General features: G+C 37.4%; 19 protein-coding genes and 1 tRNA gene. 14 read left to right on the forward strand and 6 right to left on the reverse strand.

Features of this window, described 5'->3' with window-relative positions; translation table 11 throughout:
• Positions 1–170: 170 nt before the first annotated feature.
• The 3 genes from HCJ30_RS08165 to dnaA all read right to left on the reverse strand — a co-directional run bounded on the left by HCJ30_RS08165 (position 171) and on the right by dnaA (position 4315).
• Entirely contained in the window at positions 171–1514 is a 1344-nt protein-coding gene (locus tag HCJ30_RS08165; protein ID WP_003723766.1) for an MATE family efflux transporter, read from the reverse strand.
• A 106-nt stretch (positions 1515–1620) separates the two neighbouring features.
• Positions 1621–2766 (reverse strand): DNA polymerase III subunit beta, encoded by a 1146-nt coding sequence (dnaN, locus tag HCJ30_RS08170; RefSeq protein WP_008946384.1) that lies wholly within the window; start codon positions 2764–2766, stop codon positions 1621–1623.
• 193 nt (positions 2767–2959) lie between these two features.
• Complete coding sequence (gene dnaA / locus HCJ30_RS08175; protein WP_003727573.1) at positions 2960–4315, reverse strand: chromosomal replication initiator protein DnaA; 1356 nt, start codon at positions 4313–4315, stop codon at positions 2960–2962.
• 506 nt (positions 4316–4821) lie between these two features.
• On the opposite strand from dnaA, the gene HCJ30_RS08180 reads away from it, so the two are divergent.
• The 6 genes from HCJ30_RS08180 to HCJ30_RS08205 all read left to right on the forward strand — a co-directional run bounded on the left by HCJ30_RS08180 (position 4822) and on the right by HCJ30_RS08205 (position 8080).
• The gene (locus tag HCJ30_RS08180; protein ID WP_185391754.1) at positions 4822–5292 is read left to right on the forward strand and encodes a hypothetical protein; all 471 of its coding nucleotides are present in this window, start codon (positions 4822–4824) and stop codon (positions 5290–5292) included.
• A 167-nt stretch (positions 5293–5459) separates the two neighbouring features.
• Positions 5460–5594 (forward strand): 50S ribosomal protein L34, encoded by a 135-nt coding sequence (rpmH, locus tag HCJ30_RS08185; RefSeq protein ID WP_003718062.1) that lies wholly within the window; start codon positions 5460–5462, stop codon positions 5592–5594.
• A gap of 89 nt (positions 5595–5683) precedes the next feature.
• Positions 5684–6043 (forward strand): ribonuclease P protein component, encoded by a 360-nt coding sequence (gene rnpA, locus HCJ30_RS08190; protein WP_185391755.1) that lies wholly within the window; start codon positions 5684–5686, stop codon positions 6041–6043.
• Between the two features lie 40 nt (positions 6044–6083).
• The gene (gene yidC, locus HCJ30_RS08195) at positions 6084–6947 is read left to right on the forward strand and encodes a membrane protein insertase YidC (RefSeq protein WP_185391756.1); all 864 of its coding nucleotides are present in this window, start codon (positions 6084–6086) and stop codon (positions 6945–6947) included.
• Positions 6944–7564, forward strand: a complete 621-nt coding sequence (jag, locus tag HCJ30_RS08200) for an RNA-binding cell elongation regulator Jag/EloR (protein WP_185391757.1) — start codon at positions 6944–6946, stop codon at positions 7562–7564. The genes yidC and jag overlap by 4 nt, the downstream gene beginning before the upstream one ends.
• A gap of 54 nt (positions 7565–7618) precedes the next feature.
• Entirely contained in the window at positions 7619–8080 is a 462-nt protein-coding gene (locus tag HCJ30_RS08205; RefSeq protein WP_185391758.1) for an ASCH domain-containing protein, read from the forward strand.
• A gap of 52 nt (positions 8081–8132) precedes the next feature.
• Here the strand turns inward: HCJ30_RS08205 and HCJ30_RS08210 are convergent, their stop codons facing one another.
• Positions 8133–9545, reverse strand: coding sequence for an MFS transporter (locus HCJ30_RS08210; protein WP_185391759.1), 1413 nt, complete (start codon positions 9543–9545; stop codon positions 8133–8135).
• A gap of 152 nt (positions 9546–9697) precedes the next feature.
• Between HCJ30_RS08210 and HCJ30_RS08215 the strand changes: the two genes are divergently transcribed.
• Both HCJ30_RS08215 and HCJ30_RS08220 read left to right on the forward strand, forming a co-directional pair.
• Positions 9698–10237 (forward strand): GNAT family N-acetyltransferase, encoded by a 540-nt coding sequence (locus HCJ30_RS08215; RefSeq protein ID WP_185391760.1) that lies wholly within the window; start codon positions 9698–9700, stop codon positions 10235–10237.
• Between the two features lie 137 nt (positions 10238–10374).
• A complete protein-coding gene (locus tag HCJ30_RS08220; RefSeq protein ID WP_185391761.1) occupies positions 10375–12369 on the forward strand; it encodes a DUF3857 domain-containing protein in 1995 nt (664 codons plus the stop codon).
• Positions 12370–12414: 45 nt separating this feature from the next.
• On the opposite strand, the gene HCJ30_RS08225 is transcribed toward HCJ30_RS08220, so the two are convergent.
• Positions 12415–12487, reverse strand: a tRNA-Val gene (locus tag HCJ30_RS08225).
• A gap of 21 nt (positions 12488–12508) precedes the next feature.
• Positions 12509–13534 (reverse strand): LacI family DNA-binding transcriptional regulator, encoded by a 1026-nt coding sequence (locus HCJ30_RS08230; RefSeq protein WP_185391762.1) that lies wholly within the window; start codon positions 13532–13534, stop codon positions 12509–12511.
• A 232-nt stretch (positions 13535–13766) separates the two neighbouring features.
• Between HCJ30_RS08230 and HCJ30_RS08235 the strand changes: the two genes are divergently transcribed.
• The 6 genes from HCJ30_RS08235 to HCJ30_RS08260 all read left to right on the forward strand — a co-directional run bounded on the left by HCJ30_RS08235 (position 13767) and on the right by HCJ30_RS08260 (position 20428).
• A complete protein-coding gene (locus tag HCJ30_RS08235) occupies positions 13767–15467 on the forward strand; it encodes a sugar phosphorylase (RefSeq protein WP_185391763.1) in 1701 nt (566 codons plus the stop codon).
• Positions 15464–16756 carry an ABC transporter substrate-binding protein gene (locus tag HCJ30_RS08240; protein ID WP_185391764.1) on the forward strand — a complete coding sequence of 431 codons (1293 nt, stop codon included), beginning with the start codon at positions 15464–15466 and terminating at the stop codon, positions 16754–16756. Before HCJ30_RS08235 ends, HCJ30_RS08240 begins: the two co-directional genes overlap by 4 nt.
• A gap of 74 nt (positions 16757–16830) precedes the next feature.
• Complete coding sequence (locus tag HCJ30_RS08245; RefSeq protein WP_003723843.1) at positions 16831–17712, forward strand: carbohydrate ABC transporter permease; 882 nt, start codon at positions 16831–16833, stop codon at positions 17710–17712.
• Positions 17699–18550: a carbohydrate ABC transporter permease gene (locus tag HCJ30_RS08250; protein ID WP_185391765.1), complete on the forward strand. Its 852-nt coding sequence runs from the start codon at positions 17699–17701 to the stop codon at positions 18548–18550. Before HCJ30_RS08245 ends, HCJ30_RS08250 begins: the two co-directional genes overlap by 14 nt.
• Before the next feature lie 18 nt (positions 18551–18568).
• On the forward strand, positions 18569–19621 hold the full coding sequence (locus HCJ30_RS08255; RefSeq protein WP_185391766.1) for a zinc-dependent alcohol dehydrogenase: 1053 nt from the start codon (positions 18569–18571) through the stop codon (positions 19619–19621).
• Positions 19622–19633: 12 nt separating this feature from the next.
• Positions 19634–20428, forward strand: coding sequence for a sugar phosphate isomerase/epimerase family protein (locus HCJ30_RS08260; RefSeq protein WP_185391767.1), 795 nt, complete (start codon positions 19634–19636; stop codon positions 20426–20428).
• Positions 20429–20477 lie beyond the last annotated feature (49 nt).

The raw sequence follows: 20477 nt of genomic DNA on the forward strand, positions 1-20477 counted from the left end.
GCCCAATCTTTTTTTATCACTACCTTCTATTTTACTAAAGTTTTGCCAATAATACAAAGAATATTTTCATATATTCGTTTTTCAGCTTTTTTTAGCAAAACTAATGGGGGGATATTATTTATTCAAAAAAAGAAAATATGAGCTTCTCTGGCGTTTTTTCACTAAAATGGTTATTTTCGCCTGATAACTGCCTTTTTTTGCCATGCTCCTGATTTATATCTCCAAACTCCGAGCATCGTTGCGGTGATCCATGCAACCGGTGTAGCCCACCAAAGCCCTACGTAGCCAATATAAAGCGACAAAACAAATCCGATAACAAGTCGTGAAACCAACTCGAAAATCCCCATCGCTAAAGGAACCATCGCATCCCCAGTACCTCGCAATGTCTCACGAACAACAAATAAAATTCCGACTACAACATAAAATAACGACACAATAAGTAAGTAGCTCACACCAATATTGATAACTTCTGTCTCGCTTGAATCTACAAATAGTAATAAAAACTGCCGCGCGAAAAGTTGAACTAAAATTGTGATTCCAATACTGATAGCAGTCACGACTTTAATTCCTGACCAAAATCCTTCGCGTACGCGGTCAATTTTTCCAGCACCGATATTTTGACCAGCAAACATCGAAGAAGCTGCCCCGAAAGCAATTCCGGGTTGATATGTAAGTGAATCAATTCGACTCGCCGCCGTATAAGCCGCAACGACCGATGAACCGAATCCATTTATTAAACTTTGAAGAGCCATATTTCCGATAGAAATAAAGGATCCTTGTAATCCAGAAGGCAGCCCAATGCGCACCATTTCTTTGAGGAGTGGGGTGGAGAGCTTAAATTTCGCACGTTCTATCCGCATAAATGGCACATGGCGATAAGCATAGTAAATAACGGCAATTGCTGCCGCTGTTTGGGATAAAACCGTCGCAATCGCAGCCCCGCGAACGCCCATATCCATATAAACAACAAATAAAAAATCTAGTGCAATATTCATTAAAGAAGATAAAATCAAAAAAATCAGCGGAGTAATCGAATTTCCAAGCGCCCGAAGAATCGCCGCCATTCCGTTATACAAACTCATCGGTAAAATCCCGATAAATAGGGTGGTTAAAAAGATAGTAGAATCATCCAAAATATTTGCCGGGGTTCGCAACAAAATAAGAAGTGGCTTCGCAAGCAAAACGCCTGCAACCGTCAAAATAATCGCCGAAAAAACCACCGCATAAGTCGCCGTAGCAATAACATCTTTCAAACGATCATAATCTTTAAAGCCAAAATACTGCGCCACTACAACGGAAATCCCGCTCATAAGTCCAATAATCAAAGAAATCATAAAAAAATTGACCGAGTTTGTCGCGCCAACAGCAGCAAGCGCATCGACACTGACGAATTTCCCAACGATAACCGCATCAATCATCGTATAAAATTGCTGAAATAAGTTTCCAATCAACATCGGCATCGCGAATAAAAAGATTAATTTTGTCGGATTACCTGTTGTCATATCTTTCATCATGCTAAGAATTACCTCCATTTGCATAAATATACATTTCTAGCCAAAAACTGTACTATAACAAAAAAGAATCCGCCTTGAAACCAAGACGGATGTGCTTTTTGCGAGATTAGTAAGTTCTAACCGGCGTGATTAATTGTAAAATTTCATTTGGATTAGCTGCATCTTTTGGTCGAAGTACGAATGGTCGCATAGTACCAGAGAAGGAAATTTGAATATCATCACCTTCAAAAGCACGCAAAGCATCCATCATGTATTTACCGTTAAAAGATATTTTGATTTCTTCGCCCGTAAAGCTTTGGCTAAAGACATTTTCAGAAACATTCCCAACTTCCGGAGAATTGGAAGATACTTCTACTTGGCCATTTTCCAGTGTCATTAATTTAATAACGTTATTACGATTTTCGCGAGCAAGTAGGGACGCACGGTCAATTGCTTGTAAAAATGCTTTGGAATTAATGACTAATTCTGATTTAGTATCAGTTGGAATTAGACGAGATGTATCTGGGTAACTACCTTCAAGTAAACGAGAGTAGAATAGTAAATCTTTTAATTTAAAGAGAATTTGATTGTTTGCAAGTGTCATTTCAATTGATTCGCTTGCATCATCTAAAATTTTATTTAGTTCGGATAAGCTTTTTCCTGGAATAACAATGTTGTATTCTTCGTCAATGTTTGTTTCCAGTGGAATTTCACGTAATGCTAAACGGTGACTATCGGTTGCGACTGCACTCAGTTTATTGTCTTTAATAATCCAGTTAACACCTGTAAGTACTGGGCGAACTTCAATTGCTGAAACCGCAAATACTGTTTGGCGAACGATGTTTTTCAGTACATTAATTGGAATTTTGATAGTTTTACCATCAGTAACTTCTGGTAATTTAGGATATTCCATTGGATCTAAGCCGTTTAGTGTAAAAGAGGCTTGACCGGAACTAATGTTGGTTTGGTAATTAGAAGTTACTTCAATTTCTACATTTTCTTCTGGTAAACGACGAACGATATCGCCGAAGTATTTGGACTGAAGAACAATACCACCAAAACTTTCCACTTCTACAATTACTTCATCATTTTCAACTAATGGAATAAATGCTTCGATGGAAATATCGGAATCACTACCAGTTAGTGTTACACCTTCATCATTTACGACAATTTTTATTCCCGTTAATATTGGAATCGTTGTTCTTGCAGAGATGGCACGAGTAACTTCATTGACTGCTTGGACAAGACGATCACGTTCGATAACAAATTTCATGAGTATCCCCCATTTTTTTATATTTTGTAAAACCTCAAAAACCTTTAATTAATTAATAAAAAATCGTAGTAATAGTAATAGGCGCTGTGGATTTGTGGATAAGTAGGTTACAAGCCATGCGATATAAAGTTTTCCACATGTTGATAACTTGTGGGTAAGTATGTTTCAGTTATCCACATTGTACACAGGTCTATTAAAACATATTTTGTGCTTTTCTTAAATTTTTTTCAATTTCAGCAAGGTCATTTTTCAACACTTGATCGGTTTTTAGTAGTTGCGATATTTTTTCATGTGCATGGATGACGGTTGTATGATCTCGGCCACCAAATTCATCACCGATTTTTGGTAATGAGGCATCTGTAAGCTCTCTAGACAGATACATAGCGATTTGGCGCGGGAATGCGATACTTTTCGTCCGTTTTTTCGCTTTAAAATCTTCTAAACGAACGTGGAAATATTCACCGACTGCTTCTTGAATACCACTAATAGTAATAACTTGTGATTTAGAAGAGGGGATAATATCTTTTAGTGCTTCTGCTGCAAGACCAGCTGTTATATCTTTATTAACGAGGGAAGAGTAAGCAACTACTCGGATGAGTGCGCCTTCTAGCTCGCGAATATTCGAATCAATTTGGTTTGCGATATAAAGCATGACTTCATTTGGAATATCTAATCCGTCTGCTTTTGCTTTTTTACGTAAAATGGCGATCCGTGTTTCTAAGTCTGGTGGCGTAATATCAGTGATTAAGCCCCATTCAAAGCGGGATCTAAGTCGATCTTCCAGTGTTGGAATTTCTTTTGGTGGTCGGTCACTGGAAATAATAATTTGCTTTTGTTCATCATAAAGTGTGTTAAATGTATGGAAAAATTCCTCTTGTGTTCCTTCTTTACCGGCCAAAAATTGAATATCATCAATCAGTAAAACATCGACATTCCGGTATTTTGTGCGGAATTCTTCAGTTTTATTATCACGGATAGAGCTAATAAACTCATTCGTGAATTTTTCGCTGGAAAGGTACATTACTTTCGCATTATCTTTATGTTGTTGAACATAGTGGCCAACTGCGTGCATTAAATGTGTTTTGCCGAGGCCAACTCCTCCATAAATGAAGAGTGGATTATATGCTTTCGCTGGTGCTTCGGCTACTGCAAGTGATGCTGCGTGGGCGAATCTGTTCCCTGAACCAATGACAAAGGTATCAAAAACGTAACGCGGATTCAGCATATGTTTTCCAATTTCAATGCCATCTTCATCTAACGCTGGATTTGGTTTAATCACAGTGTATTCAAAGTTTTCTTCCTGCTCGCCATCAATAAAGCGGACATCAAATAAGCGACCAGTTATTTCTTGCAAAATGTTAGCGATAAATTGCGTGTAGCTTTTCTCTAACCAATCGCGAACAAAATTATTGGGCGCTGAAATAATAAACGTATTACCTTCTAATGAATGAGCCGTTGTTGATTTCATCCATGTATCGTAACTCGGTTTACTCATATTTTTTTTAACGATTTGCAGTGTTTCCTGCCAGATGTCTTCAATTGATTGCACTAGTAACCCCCCTTTTTTATGTAATGTAAATGGATGCTATAAAGTTATCCACAGATAGAAAAAGCTATGGATAAGGTTATCCAAACACTGTTAAAAAATTATCCACAAAGTAAAAATGGATTGTGGATAACTTTAGTTTTCCCCAGCTATATTTCTATTCGACAGGAATTATAATATCAGAAAATCACTCTGATAGCAAGGACTTACCAAATCTATCCACAAAACTGTCCAGATGTGAAAAACGGTTGTCCACAGCCAGTTAACTTGTGTATAACTTGTGTGTAAAGAAATCTGTAACGAAATTGTTAAAATTAATTATCCACAAGTCATTGTGTGTAATTAACCACTAATTGTGTATAAGTTTGAACTAAATCAAAAGGTTATCCACAATAAAAAGGCGTTATTCACGAGTTATCCACATTTTCTGGGAAAGGATTTCATTGCGACAATGTGTTAAACTATTTACCGAATACGAAAAAAAAAGACAAAAAATGAGGTTGTGAAAAATGATATTTCAACGGCTTTTGAAAACTAGAGATACAGAATTTTATCGGGTTATACAAAACGGGAATATTGATGACGTGTTTGGCTACTTATTAATTCACGACAAACGGGAACCAGCAGAGATTGATGATTTTACGGTATTTGCAAAAAGTAATATAAATAAAGAAGCTTTTTCAGTGAATATCAAGAAGAATCATTTTTACACGATGTTTTTTCACTTTACAGATTTAGAAGAAGAACAGGAAATTCCAAAATTTACAAAAGTAATTCGTTTTATAGAAGGTTTATTATCTTTTCAGCCAGAAACAAGTCATTATGTGGATAACTATTTAATAAAGGAAAAACTCATTTTTGAATATCCGGCTGAATTTGAGAAAATTGGGGAGTTTGCACAGTATTTAGTACAGATTTCCGGCCGAAAAATCGAAATCCCAGACACTACTAGAGAAAAATATATCTATTTAACACAATAATTTTTGAAAAATGGTTTTTCTCTCTATAAAAATATGGTATGATAGTGAACGGAGTCTAAATAGAAATTCGTCTAAATAGTATTGACAAAAAAGACCAGTTCACGTACAATATCTAAGACTGTCTAATAGATAAATTCGATTGGACCCTTTCATGGGAGGTGTAATTAATGAAAAGAACATATCAACCAAGTAAACGTAAAAGAAAAAAAGTGCATGGTTTCCGTACGCGTATGAGTACTAAAAACGGACGTAGAGTTTTAGCAAGTCGTCGTCGTAAAGGAAGAAAAGTTTTATCTGCGTAGACCACTGAAAACGACTCAGTGGTTTTTTTTTTGAAAAATCGCTGAGTCAAACGGCCTTATACTAAGATATGTAAGAAGATGGAGAATGTATGAAAAAAAAATATAGAATTAAAAAAAATGATGATTTTCAAAAAGTATTCCGAAGAGGAAAATCTTTTGCTAACCGTCAATTTGTTGTTTATACTTTAAAGCAAGAAGGATCGAATCATTTTCGAATTGGTTTATCGGTTAGTAAAAAAATTGGAAACGCTGTCTGCCGAAATCGGATTAAACGTTACATAAGACAATCATTCCATGAATTAGAAGGCCAAATCAATCCTGAAAATGAATATATTATCATCGCCAGAAAACCGGCGGCCAATATGGATTTTCATGAAGTAAAGAAAAGTTTGATTCATGTTTTAAAAGTGGGGCGTGTTTTAAAGCAAAAAGCAAACAATTCAAAATGAGTGGAAATTTGAAAAAGGCGAAATTGGAGGTTACATCAATTTGAAGAAGAAAAAGCGATTCAAACAGAAGTTGCTCATCGCAAGTCTTGTAATCGGATTAATGGCTGTACTTTCGGGTTGTGGCTATTCAACTGATCCAATTACATCAGAATCAACTGGATTTTGGAGTCACTATATCGTGTTCCCATTATCCTGGACTATTACATGGTTTTCCGATTTATTCGGGGGAAGTTACGCAGTCGGAATTATCGTTGTTACAATTTTAATTCGTCTACTTATCATGCCTTTAATGATCAAACAGCTGAAAAGCCAAAAAGCCATGACAAGCTTACAACCGAAAATCAAAGAACTACAAGAAAAATACTCGTCTAAAGATAATGAAACAAAACAAAAATTACAACAAGAAACAATGCGTCTATATCAAGAAAATAGCGTAAATCCAATGATGGGTTGTTTACCATTATTAATTCAAATGCCAATTCTACTAGGATTTTACCAAGCGATTAGTAGAACAGCAGAAATCAAAACAGATTCATTCTTATGGATGCAACTGGGAAATCCGGATCCATATTACATCTTGCCAATCGTTGCAGCACTAACGACATTCTTATCATCAAAAATTTCTATGATGGGGCAAACACAGCAAAATAAATCAATGGCAATGATTGTTTACATCATGCCAGTAATGATTCTATTTATGGGTATTACATTACCGTCTGCACTTGCTCTATACTGGATTATCGGTAACATTTTCACCGTATTCCAAACACTTTTAATTAATAATCCTTTTAAAAACAAACGCGAACAGGAGGCGCTGGCTGCTGCTCAACTTGCAGAAGATCGCTTGAAGAAAAAAGCAGCTAACATGAAAGCTTCCAAAAAAGGAGGTAAGAAAAGAAAGTGAGAGATTTAACTGCGCAAGGCTCAAACGTTGAAGAAGCTGTCCAAAATGCATTAGCCACTTTAGAAACAACACGCGACAAGGTCGAAGTAGAAGTTCTAGACGAAGGTAAAAAAGGTATTTTCGGAATTGGTTCCAGACTGGCTATGGTAAAAGTAATTGAAAAAGAAGATGGTATCCAAGTAGCGATTGATTATCTTTTAGATGTTGCTACCAAGATGGGTGCAGTAATCACGATCGATGTAGAAGAAGTTGGTAAAGATGTGAAGTTGCAAATTAAAGGTGACAGCTTAGGCATGCTAATCGGCAAACACGGCCAAACCCTTAATGCGCTTCAATACTTAACACAATTGATTGCTAATAAAACAACGAGCCAATACAAAAACATTATTGTTAATGTAGGGGACTACCGTGAAAGACGTCATGAAACATTAGTAATTTTAGCGAATAAAATGGCGGACAAAGCTCTTAAAACGAAGCGCGCTGTTCATTTAGAACCAATGCCTTCATTTGAAAGAAAAATTATTCATGCTATTTTAAGTGAGAATGAACAAATTGAAACGCATTCTGAAGGACGCGATCCTTATCGTTATATTGTGATTAAGCCAGTTCGGAAATAAATTTTGGAGACTGAGGTTTTTAGGAACCTCAGTCTTTTTTTAGGAGGGAATTAAGTGGTGGTTTATAAGGATTCGGTTAATGAAATGTGGCAAAAATATCGAGCTGCTAATCCGATGATTTCAAATAAATATGAAGCTTGGGCATTCGGTAATTCTGTGCGGATGGCTAATGAACTAGGCGCGCTTGTAATGAGTGGGATAAAAACAGGGACTAGTAGCCTGTTCTATTGGTATGACCAGGGCGGAGAAACGATGCCGTCAGTTGGTTCACATGTTGTTCTTTTAGACGGAGAAGAAGAGGCAATGGGGATCATTAAGTTGATTGGTGTAACGATTATGCCGTTTAATGAAGTTCCGGAAACTTTTGCTTATTTAGAAGGAGAAGGAGACCGGACGCTGGAATATTGGCGACAAGTTCATACTTCTTTTTTCATGAATGAATGTGTGGAGCTGGGGATACCGTTTGAAGAAGATGCTTTAGTGGTTTGCGAAGAGTTTGAGGTTGTATTTAAATAGAATGTTTCACGTGAAACATACAAAAAGAGCCATATATAGAAGGCTCTTTTTTTTAGATATTTTTTGGCAAACGGAATATTAGCAAGAAACAAACAACGAGAAGCGCTATATTAACGTACATACTCATCTGTAAGCTATCCGAAAATGCACTTGCTTTAGAGGTTGCCGTAGTATTCCCTAGTGTACGGAAAAATACAGAACCCACAACTGCAATACCGAAAGATGAACCAACTCGCTGTGCTGTATTAAACATACCACTTGCTCCGCCGCGTTCTATTCCGTGAACGGTGGAAAGTGTGAAGCTATTTAAAGGTGCAATAATCAAACCACTACCAATACCAGCAATAAATAATGGCAGGAAGAGTAACCAAGCGGAAAAAGCACCATCATGTAGATGAAACACAATCGAGACGGTTCCAAGACCAACAATAACTAGAGTTACGCCAAGCATTAAAAGTTTTCTCCCAAGTACAGGTATGAGGCGATAACTATTCGAAGCAGCAAGAACACTACCTAATGCAAATGGACTAATTGCCAGACCGGATAAAATAGCAGATCGGCTGAAACCAGTTTGCCAAGTTAACGATAGGACGAAAAAGATGCTCGTAAAGGCAGCAAAATATACTAGTGATAAGAGCATTCCGGAAACAAATTGGTTGTTTTTAAGTAAGTTAGGCGCAATTAATGGTTGATTTCCTTTCTTTTCTTGGTGAACGCTCCATTTATAAAGGATGATAAAGAGCGGGATAGATAGCGCCATTAAAAGATAGTCGATCGGTTTGAAATCATTTGCTCCGTTTGAAATAAGTGGGAATAGTAATAGTAAGAGTGCGATTGTAAGTAACCCAACGCCAGGTAAATCGAAGCTGATTTTTTTCGTGGAGATAGTTCTTTTTGGGAGATAAAGCATTGCTAGTACGAGCGTGACTAAGACAAAGGGGACATTAACAAAGAAAACTGCGCGCCAACCGTTTGTAGCTCCAAAAAGTTCAATTAAAAGTCCGCCAGTAAGAGGTCCAATCGCGGTTCCAACGCCAATAACGGAGCCCAGAATGCCGAAGATTTTCCCAAGACTTTTTCCAGAATACATATCCATAATCGTTGCATTAATTTGCGGGAAAAATAGTCCGGCAGCAAGTCCTTGTATTACCCGGGAAATAATTAAGCTATTTTCTGAATTAGCAAAGCCGGCCGTCACACTCATTATTAGAAATAAGGTAATACCAATAATATAGATGTTTTTTCTACCATATTTGTCACCAAGGCGGCCAGCTAAAATAAGTACAAGTCCAAAAGCGAGTGCATAGCCTGAAATAACCCACTCAATTGTTTCGCTGGTGGCATGAAGTGCGGTCGTAATATCTGGTAAGGCAACGTTGACAATTGTTGTATCTAGTAATGAAATAAAAGCGCCAAGCATAATCGAAATAAGTGCTAAAGTCTTACGTCTATCTGTTTGTTCCATAAATCATTCTCCTTTTTGAGATATTTTTCATTATAAACCTAAATGTTGAAAACTACTACGAATAAAGACGGTGCAAATGTTTCACGTGAAACATTTTACTTTACGAGTGAGATTTGATAAGCTTTTTCTATTAAAAAGGCGGGGGTAAATCTATGGAAAATCGCAAGCAAATGATAAAAACAGAACGACTTTTTTTAAGTGAAATGACGTTAGCTGATACCGAGATTTTGTTTGGTTATTGGTCAGATGATTCGGTTACTAGATATATGAACATTGAACCTTTTCAAAGTTTGCAGCCGGTAGAAGAAATGATTCGGATGCTAAGACAATTAGAAATCGAGGGAAAGGCGCTCAGATGCGTGATTATCTTACAAGCAACTGGGGAAATCATTGGCACATGCGGCTTTAATTATATCGATCACGAGAATCACCGTGCAGAAATTGCATATGACTTGGGAACGCGTTTTTGGAAACGAGGTTATGCGACGGAAGCAGTCAAATCATTGATGGAGTGGGGCAAAGATTCATTTGAATTGCACCGGATTGAAGCAAAAGTGGACCCGAGAAATACAGCTTCTATAGCATTATTGGAGAAGCTTGGTTTTTCAGAGGAAGGCTTACTTCGAGAGTATGAAAAAATTGGTGAAGTATACCAAGATGTGAAATTATTCTCGTGGATAGAGGGAAATTAGCAGCAATTGTGTCTAATTTTTTACTAAATAGTGTAGATAAACCGACAGTTGCTATCTCATAAAGATTTTGCCTTGTTTGTTCTATTTACTTATTGCTAAAATAGGGGTATCTAAAAAAATTTTAAGGAGATTACCAAATGTCAAAAGAATATTATTTTATAAAACCAGAATTAAGCTCTCCTGAAACAAAACAAGAAAACATTGCTTCTTGGTTAAACACACAAGATAAAGCTTTTTATGATACCCAAATCGCGCAAGAACGTGATTATTGCTTCTGGTGTAATATTGTAGAAACGGCTAAACCAAATTCTCGCACGAGTTATACTTCGATGGCTTATACGTTAAATGAGCCGAATATGCTTAACTCTGCTGGGAAAACTAGCTTTATTTTGTCGGAAGAAGAAGTATTGTATATTCACACTTTATCCGTTGTTCGTGATGGGAAAGTGATTGATAAATTAAATGATATTAATGTCAAAGTTTTGGACTATGTTCGTGATGATAATCAAGCGAGCTTTAACGACGAGAAAAAAGTAACCGTACTTATTCGCGATTTGCATTTGAATGATATTTTCATTATTGAAACATCCATTGAGCGCCAATATGAGGAAAGCAGCATTCGCAATCAATTTTTCCGCTGGATTTATTCGGCGCCAAATTCTTACTGGGCTTACGGAAAATATCGTTTTGAATTAAAAAATGAAACAGAGAAAAACTTAGAAACGAACTTCCATTATTTCCGAGACGAAGCGGGGACAATTTTAGAAAAAGATAAAGTGATGGTTCCGCATAACGAATCTTACACAATTGAAAAAGAAGATTATATTGGAGAAGACGCGAAAGAACTTGAACTTACGCCGTTTATTGATTTTGTTACGGAGCAGACGTATCCGGAAATCACCAAAACAATTAGTGATATTTATCAAAAATTCTATCAAGTAGAGCTTGCTGGATTTGCGGCTGATTTAGTGGCGGAGTTAGATGCGTTGCCGTCATTAGACCACAAAATTAAGCATGCGATCGATTTTGTTCAAAAAGAAGTATACTATTTATACAATGAAACAGAAATGGATGGACATGAGCCGCAAGCTGCTGAAGTCACTTATAATACAAAACAAGGGGACTGCAAAGCGAAAACAGTTCTTTTAAAAGTGATTTTAGATTATTTAGGCGTGGACTCGGAGCTTATTTTAGTTAACTATGGTAGTGATATATTCTTGCCAGTTTATACACCATCACCGTTCAACTTTGACCATGCGATTTTAAAAATAATGCATGAAGGTCAATTTTACTTTGTTGATGCGACAATGAGTAATGACCAAGGATTTTTAGCTAATCGTCAAAAAAATAGCTTTATGTATTATTTGGAAATTAAAGCTGGTACGGAATTACAAAAACAAGAACCGTTTGAAGATGAAGATCCATCTGTGGAAGAAAATTTCCGTTGTGATGTGAAAGGAAATGTGGCTGAAGTTATTTTTGAAAGAAAGTTACGCGGAGGAATGGCGAACGGATCGCGTGAAATGTTTAAAAATGAGTCTAATAAAGAGGTTCTTAGCCGTTATAATTTTACAACATATAAGTGTATGACGTTGTATAAAAACTTTGAAGAAAATGAAATTGAGCAGCATTTTAGTAATACTTCTGTTCAAATAGTTGAAGATAATAAGGACTTAAATGAGCTGTCTATAGTGTATAAAGCAACTATTACGGATCCATATGAAGTTGAAAAGAAAAAACGTTATTTACACTTTTGGAACTATGGCAACTTTATCGATGATGGTGCGGAGAAGCATTTCCATAAGGATTACCCATATTGGATTGATCGCAATGTTATCAAAACGGAGATTCATTTGACGACAGATCATGCTATCGATCAGCAAGATTCTTACACACGCCAAGAATGCGACATCAAGTCTAAGTATTTGAAACATCGTATGACGAAGAAAATTCACAAAAATGGTGCTTCTTGTTATTTAGAGTATCGTCCATATCACAACCTTGCTATTAAAGGGAAAGATTTGGAAGAATATATTAAAGCTAATAAACAAGTGCTTGATAGCAACTGGGGTATTGGTATTGATATCATTGAAGATGGTTTGTTTAAGAAATTAGGTAAGTTATTTAAATAAAATTAAAAAAGCATCCTTTATAAAAAGGGATGCTTTTTTTATAAATGGTCCCGACTGGTCTCGAACCAGCGACCCCCACCATGTCAAGGTGATACTCTCCCAACTGAGCTACAGGACCAAGGGGATTCAGAAAACAAGCTTAGGCTTTTATTTTCTGAATGGATTCGCGTTCAATCATTTCGGTTTTGATTATAGTAGCTTTTGGTACGTTTTTGTCTTGATGGATTAGGCGGAACAATAGGTTGGTTGCTTTTTTGCCTAATTTGTTAATGGGAATATCTATAGACGTTAGCGGCGGTGATAGGAATGAAGATGCTATTTTATCGTTATAGCCGATGACGGAAAAATCTGTTGGAATTTGTAAGTTTTTATCGGCTGCCATTTTGTAAATGCTAAGTACTTTTAAATCATCGGTTGCGAAAACTGCAGTTGGTTTATCTGGGCCTGCCATTAGTCTTAGTGCGGCTTTGTAGCTGTCTTCTATGCTATAGCCACTATCAATAATCCAGTCGTTACGCAGGTCTAGCTGATGGTCGAAAAGGCAACTACGGAAACCGGCAAGACGATCAATTGACACGTGATAATCAAGTGGAGCATGGATACAAGCAATTTTTTGATGACCTTGTTTGATTAAATGTTTCGTTAGAGCATAACTGTCGCCAAAATTGTCAGTGTCGACAGAGTAGATGTTTTTGTAATGTCCTTCGACTTTTCCGGTAACAACGATAGGGATGTTATAAGGATCTAATTGATGAAAAAAATCTTCGTCGGCTGGTGAACTCAGCATGATAATACCTTTGATCATTTTTTCTTGAATTTTGGAAAGGCATTTTTTAAGTTCGTCTTCGCTGTTTTTGGCAGTTTGGAGGATTAAGTCAAAATTTTCCAACTCAGCTTGAGTGGAAATCGATTGAATTATTTCGGAAAAAAATGGATTTCCAGTTGTGGTTGTAGTAGAGCGATTTGAGATAACCATAATGGCATCAAAACCCGAAGAAGTAAGTGCGCGTGCTAGTTTGCTTGGTTGATAGTTTAGTTCATCAATCGCTTCTAGTACTTTTTTGCGTGATTCTTCGGAGATGTTGGCTTGGTTATTTAGTACTCTGGATACCGTTGATTTTGAAACTCCCGCGTGTTTTGCTATGTCATATATGGTAGATGCCAAGGTAATCTTCCTTTCTTTCTCTCTCTAAATTGTTTCCGGTATCGGTTCCGGTCATTATCATCCATGTTTATATTACTCAATTTTTTGCTAAATGTCCAACTAGATGGTGCGCACGCATGGAAACTCGCTCTTACCAACATGTTAGAAAAAACATTTAAAATTGTGTTTGACAGAAAGCGCTTTCCATACTATAATTCTTCTTGTGGGAGCGCTCCCGGTTAGGAGGTAAATGATGACGAATTTAAGAAAACGACTTTCGCGGTTATATAGCGAAGATGTAGTGGAAAGTTTGGCAGCAAGAATCGAAGCACGGGTACAGCAAACGCAACAACGAAAGTTAACACGAAAAGATAAGTGGGACGAGAAAGATATTGTTTTAATTACATATGGGGACCAGTTTAAAGAGGATTCCCAAAAAACGTTAACAACTTTTAAGAAAATGTATGATAGTTATTTAAAATCGACTTTTGAGGTAGTTCATTTCTTGCCTTTTTATCCTTATTCTTCGGATGATGGGTTTTCGGTCATTGATTATAAAGCGGTGAATCCGGAGCTTGGTGATTGGACGGATATTAAAGAAATGGAGCAGTCGGCGCGCTTGATGTTCGATTTTGTTTGTAATCATATGTCGGCGAAAAGTGACTGGTTTAAGCGATATTTAGCGGGTGATGAGGAGTTTCAAAACTTCTTTGTGGAAATGGATCCGGATACGGACCTTAGTTCGGTAACGAGGCCGCGTGCGACGCCAGTACTTACGCCATTTCAGTTTGAGTCAGGCAAAGTAGGACATATTTGGACAACGTTTAGTGAGGATCAGATTGATTTGAACTTTGCTAGTCCGGAAGTGCTTTATAAGATGATTGATGTCTTGATGTTCTATTTAGAAGAAGGCGCGGAATATGTGCGACTTGATGCGGTTGGATTCATGTGGAAAGTGCCAGGAACGAGCTCGATTCACTTGGAAGAGACGCATGAAATCGTGAAATTATTTAGAGATTTAGTAGACATTGCAGCACCGGGGACGATTATTATAACCGAAACGAATGTGCCGCATGTTGATAATATTAGTTACTTTGGAAATGGTGAAAAAGAAGCGCATATGGTTTATCAATTCCCGCTTCCACCACTTGTGCTCCATGCGATACATCATGGCAATGCAGCGTTCCTCCGCAATTGGGCGGAAAATTTAGAGTTACCAGAAGGCAAGCGCACATTCTTCAATTTCCTTGCCTCACATGATGGGATTGGGTTAAATCCAGTGCGCGGCATTATTCCAGAAGCGGAAATTTTGGCGCTAGTGGATGATTTGGAGAAAGAAGGAGCACTTGTTTCTTATAAGCAAAATCCAGATGGTTCTAAGAGTCCTTATGAAATTAACGTGACGTACATGGATGCGTTAAGTAAACAAGCGGACACAGATGATTTGAGACTTGCAAGATTCCTTGTGGCTCATGCGGTACTGATGTCTATTCCAGGCGTTCCAGCCGTTTACGTTCAAAGTATTTTAGGAAGCCGCAACGATTATTTAGGCGTGGAAGCAACAAGCCATAATCGCTCTATTAATCGAAAAAAATACGACTTAGCGGAAATTACAGCTGAGTTGGAACAAACTGGCTCCTTACGAAAAGAAACATATGATGCGCTAACGAAATTAATTAGCACAAGAAAAGCGGAATCACTTTTCCATCCAGAAATCCCGATGGAAGTTTTAGAATCTACGGCGGAACTATTTGTTGTTAAACGCGCATCCGACGCAGAATCGATTATATTGATTCATAATTTATCAGAAAAAGAAGTGAGTTATTCACTAGACAGCGGTGTTTATACAAATCTTTATACGGGCTCCACGGTAACTGGGAGCGATTCCATAAAGCTTAGTGGCTATGAATTCTGCTGGCTAAAAACCAAAAATTACAGGGAGGAACAAAAATGAAGAAAAAGAGTCTTGTATTACTTGTTGTTGTGTTGGTTCTAAGTGCGGTTTTAGCTGCATGTGGAGGAAAAGGTTCTAGTAGTGAGGAAGTAACAATCGAATTTATGCATTCATCCGTTGAAAAAGAACGTTTAGATGTGATTAATCAATTAATTGCTGATTTTGAAAAAGAAAATCCAACAATTAAAATCAAACAAATTCCAGTTGAGGAAGATGCTTTTAATACAAAAGTTGTCACACTTGCTCGTTCTGGTAAACTTCCAGCAGTTATGGAAGTAAGCCAAGATTTTGCCAAAGTAATGGATAAAGATCAGTTGATTGACCAAGCGGCAGTAAAAGAAGTTATCGACTCTGTTGGAGAAGATAAATACTACGAAGGTGCAACAAACTTAGTACGTTCTGAAGATGGTAAAAGCTTTATCGCAGCTCCATTAAGCGGTTGGGTTCAAGGTATTTGGTATAACAAAAAAGCGTTAGCCGATGCTGGTTTTGAAGAACCAAAAAACTGGGCAGATATTGAAAAAGTAGCTAAAAAATTCACGAATAAAGCAGATAAAAAATACGGTATTGCTATTCCAACAGCAGAAAGCACTATGAGTGAGCAAGCATTCTCCCAATTCGCGCTTTCTAACAAAGCAAACGTTTTAGATGCAAAAGGTAATGTAACGATCGATACACCAGAAATGAAAGAAGCACTTCAATACTACAAAGATTTGTCAGCATACACTATGCCTGGTTCAAATGATGTAACGGAAATTAAAGATGCATTTATGAATGGAACAGTTCCAATGGCGATGTACTCTACGTATATCCTTCCATCCGTTTATGAAGAAGGCGACCCAAAAAACATCGGTTTTGCAATCCCAGAAGAAAAAGAAAAAGCAGTTTATGGAACAGTTTCTGGTTTAACTATTTCAGCAGGACTTGATGATGAGCAAAAGAAAGCAACGAAGAAATTTGTTGAATACTTGTCTCAACCGAAAAACATGGCAACTTGGGTATTAATGTCTCCAGGTGGCGCGCAACCAGTAAATAAAGAAGTAGTAGAACAAAAAGCATACAAAGAAAATGAAGTAATTAAATCGTTTGGTGATCTTCCAAATGAAATCGCAGCATCATTCAATGACATCCAAGTTTTCGGACTTGTTGACGGTAAAAACCTTACAAAAATGGGTGATATCACTAGCTCAGGCATCCTCGCACAAATGGTTAATAACGTAACTGTTGGCGGTGGCGATGTATCAGCGGACTTAAAAGCTGCACAGAAAAAAGCCGAAGAAGGTAAATAATCAAATAGCGGGGAGTGAGGCTCCCCGCCTTTTTTAACAGATTAGCACGTCGCTTTTTGATTTAAGGAGGCATTATGAAAACAAAAGTATATAAAAGGTCCGACTTTAAGTTAGCAATGATTTTACTTGCACCAAGTTTTGTTTTATTAGCAGCACTGGTTTTATATCCGATGATTTCAAATATCCAGATTAGTTTTTTAGATATGCCACTAAATCCGAATATTAAATCGGTCTTTATCGGTTTACAAAACTATATAGATATTTTGAAGGATCCAGAGTTTTATAAATCACTAGGTCTTACGGTGGCTTATACAGCACTTGTAGTGGTTGGAAGTACTGGGATGGGGCTACTTGTGGCGATATTCTTTAACCGCGAATTTCGCTTTAGAAGAACGGCTCGGTCGCTTATTATTTTGTCGTATGTAACACCATCTATTTCTCTTATTTTTGCATGGAAGTATATGTTTAATAATGGTTATGGCGTAATTAATTTTATGACAGTGGATGTGCTTCATATGTTCAAAGAAGCGCCACTATGGTTTGATAATCCAGTTTCTAGTTTCTTTTTAGTAACATTCTTTGCGATATGGCGTTATTTCCCGTATGCATTTATTTCGTTTTTGGCGATTTTGCAAACGGTCGATAAGTCGCTTTATGAGGCGGCTGATATGGACGGAGCGAACATTTGGGATAAATTCAAAATTGTTACTTTGCCAGCGATTATGCCGGTACTTGCGACAGTTATTACGCTTCGTGCGATTTGGATGTTCTATATGTTCACTGATGTATACTTACTCACGAATAAAGTAAATATCCTTGGAGTTTATTTATATAAAACAGCATTCGCATTCAATGATTTAGGAAAAGCAGCAGCGATTTCTGTGATATTATTTGTCATTATTTTTGTTGTTATTATTTTTGCAAGAAAGCGGGTGGATTTGAATGGCGGTAAGTAGTAAAAAGTCAAAAAGAACGAAGAAAATCGCATTTTATACGACGATGGTTGTATTTTTATGTATGACGTTGTTCCCATTTGCGATTATGTTAATGACTTCATTTAAGAGCAGCAAAGAAGCCATTTCCACGAATCCAACATTTTTCCCGAAAGAATTCACTTTCCAGCATTATATCGATATTTTTAATCCGGATATTTTTCCGTTTTTAACATACTTTAAAAATAGCTTGGTTGTTTCGCTTTTTGCGGCCGGAATTGCAGTTGTTTTGGGAATTTTAGGCGCTTATGCGTTGTCGAAATTACGCTTTAAAGGGCGAATGACGATTAATGCCAGTTTTTACACGGTTTACATGTTCTCTGGAATTTTGCTAATCGTTCCGTTGTTCAAAATAATTTCGAGTTTGGGATTATATGATACGGAAACGGCTTTAATTATCACGATGGTTGTACAAACACTACCAACCGCGGTATTTATGCTGAAAAGTTATTTTGACACGATTCCAACTGATATTGAAGAAGCCGCAATGATGGACGGGCTGAATCGCTTCCAGATTATTTTACGAATTATTGTTCCGCTTGCGATTTCAGGTATTGTTTCTGTATTTGTATATTGCTTCATGGTAGCTTGGAATGATTATCTGTTTGCTTCGATTTTCCTATCTAGCTCAGAGAAATTCACGTTACCAATTGGCTTGAATACACTATTTAGTACACCAGATTATATTTGGGGTAGAATGATGGCGGCATCGCTTGTTACGGCGCTTCCAGTCGTTATTATGTACGCAATTTCAGAACGATTTATCAAAGGAAACTTAACTGATGGTGGAGTTAAAGGATAAGAAAGGAAGTAATTTAAAATGAAAAAATTAGTAGCGACAGCGCCTCGTGTGGCGGCATTAGTAGAATATAATGATCGTGAAGTTTTAGAAGATGAAGTAAAAATCAAAGTACAATTCGCTTCTCCAAAACATGGTACCGAAGTAGTTGATTTTAGAGGAATTAGTCCTTTTATTGATGAAGAATTTTCACCAGAATGGAATCTATTTGTTTCACGTGAAACAAATAGTGCGCGAGGCATTGTATTTGGCGAGTTTCAGCTAGGTAACATGGTCGTTGGTGAAGTTGTGGAATGTGGGAGCCAAGTGACGGAATATGCGCTTGGGGATATCGTTTGTTCTTACGGACCCATTATGGAAACAGTTATTGTAAAAGCTGTTGATAATTATAAATTACGCAAATTGCCAAAAGGTGCTAATTGGAAAAATGCAGTTTGCTACGACCCGGCTCAATTTGCAATGAGTGGCGTGCGTGATGCACATGTTCGCGCGGGCGATTACGTTGTTGTTGTCGGACTTGGCGCGATTGGTCAAATTGCGATTCAACTAGCGAAAAAAGCTGGTGCAAGTGTTGTTATCGGGGTTGATCCACTTAGTCATCGTCGTGAAATCGCTGAAAAACATGGAGCAGATGCTACGTTTGATCCGATTACGACAGATGTTGGTTTAGAAGTGAAACGCCTTACTGGTAAACTTGGAGCAGATTCTATCATTGAAACAAGCGGTAATGCGGCGGCACTTCAAGCTGCGTTGCGCGGAATTGCATACGGCGGAACGATTTCTTACGTAGCATTCGCGAAACCTTTCCCAGAAGGCTTTAACCTAGGACGTGAAGCTCATTTCAACAATGCGAAAATCGTCTTTTCTCGTGCGGCTAGTGAGCCAAATCCGGATTATCCGCGTTGGGATCGTAAGCGTATCGAGGAAACTTGTTGGGAATTACTGATGAATGGGTACTTAGATTGCTCGGATATTATTGATCCAGTCGTTCCATTCGCTGATTCTGCTGAGAGCTACATGAAATATGTCGACCAACAACCTGATTTAAGTATTAAAATGGGGATTACCCTTTAAGGAGCGATAATAATGAAATTAGGCACACAAAACCAAGCATTTTTCCCGGAAAATATTGAAGAAAAATTTGCTTATGTAAAAGAAATGGGCTTTGAAGGTTTTGAAATTGATGGTAAATTGCTTGTTGAAAATTTGGATGAAGTAAAGAAGGCTATCGAAAAAACTGGGCTACCTGTTAGTACTGCATGTGGCGGTTATGATGGTTGGATTGGTGACTTCATTGAAGAGCGCAGACTGAACGGTTTAGAAGAAATTAAGGCGATTTTAGAAGCTTTAGCAGAAGTTGGCGGGCAAGGGATTGTTGTTCCAGCGGCGTGGGGAATGTTCACGTACCGCCTTCCACCAATGACTTCACCGCGTAGCCAAGCCGGCGATTTCAAAGCTGTGAGCGAGTCATTAATTTACTTGGATAAAATTGCTGGTGAGACTGGCACGAAAGTTTATCTTGAGCCGCTTAACAGATACCAAGATCACATGATTAATTTGCTGGGTGATGCGCAGAAATATATTGATGAAAATAATCTCAAAAATGTAGAAATTATCGCTGACTTCTATCATATGAACATTGAAGAAGATAGCATTCCAGCTGCACTTGAGATGTATAAAGCATCGATTGGTCATATTCATGTTGCTGATAATCATCGCTACCAACCAGGAAGCGGCAGCCTTGATTTTAAAACAAGTTTTGATCAACTGAAAAAGAATGGTTACAACGGATTTTTAACTTTTGAATGTCGTGTTCGCAGTGAAAATCCTGAACAAGCTTATAAAGATGCATTAGCACATTTAAAAAGCTGTTTAATTTAAAATAGAAAATCCGTCCCATTCAAAGCGGACGGATTTTTCTAAAAGGAGT

This window comes from Listeria cossartiae subsp. cossartiae, assembly GCF_014224155.1.
In the GTDB taxonomy this organism is placed as follows: Bacteria; Bacillota; Bacilli; order Lactobacillales; family Listeriaceae; genus Listeria; species Listeria cossartiae.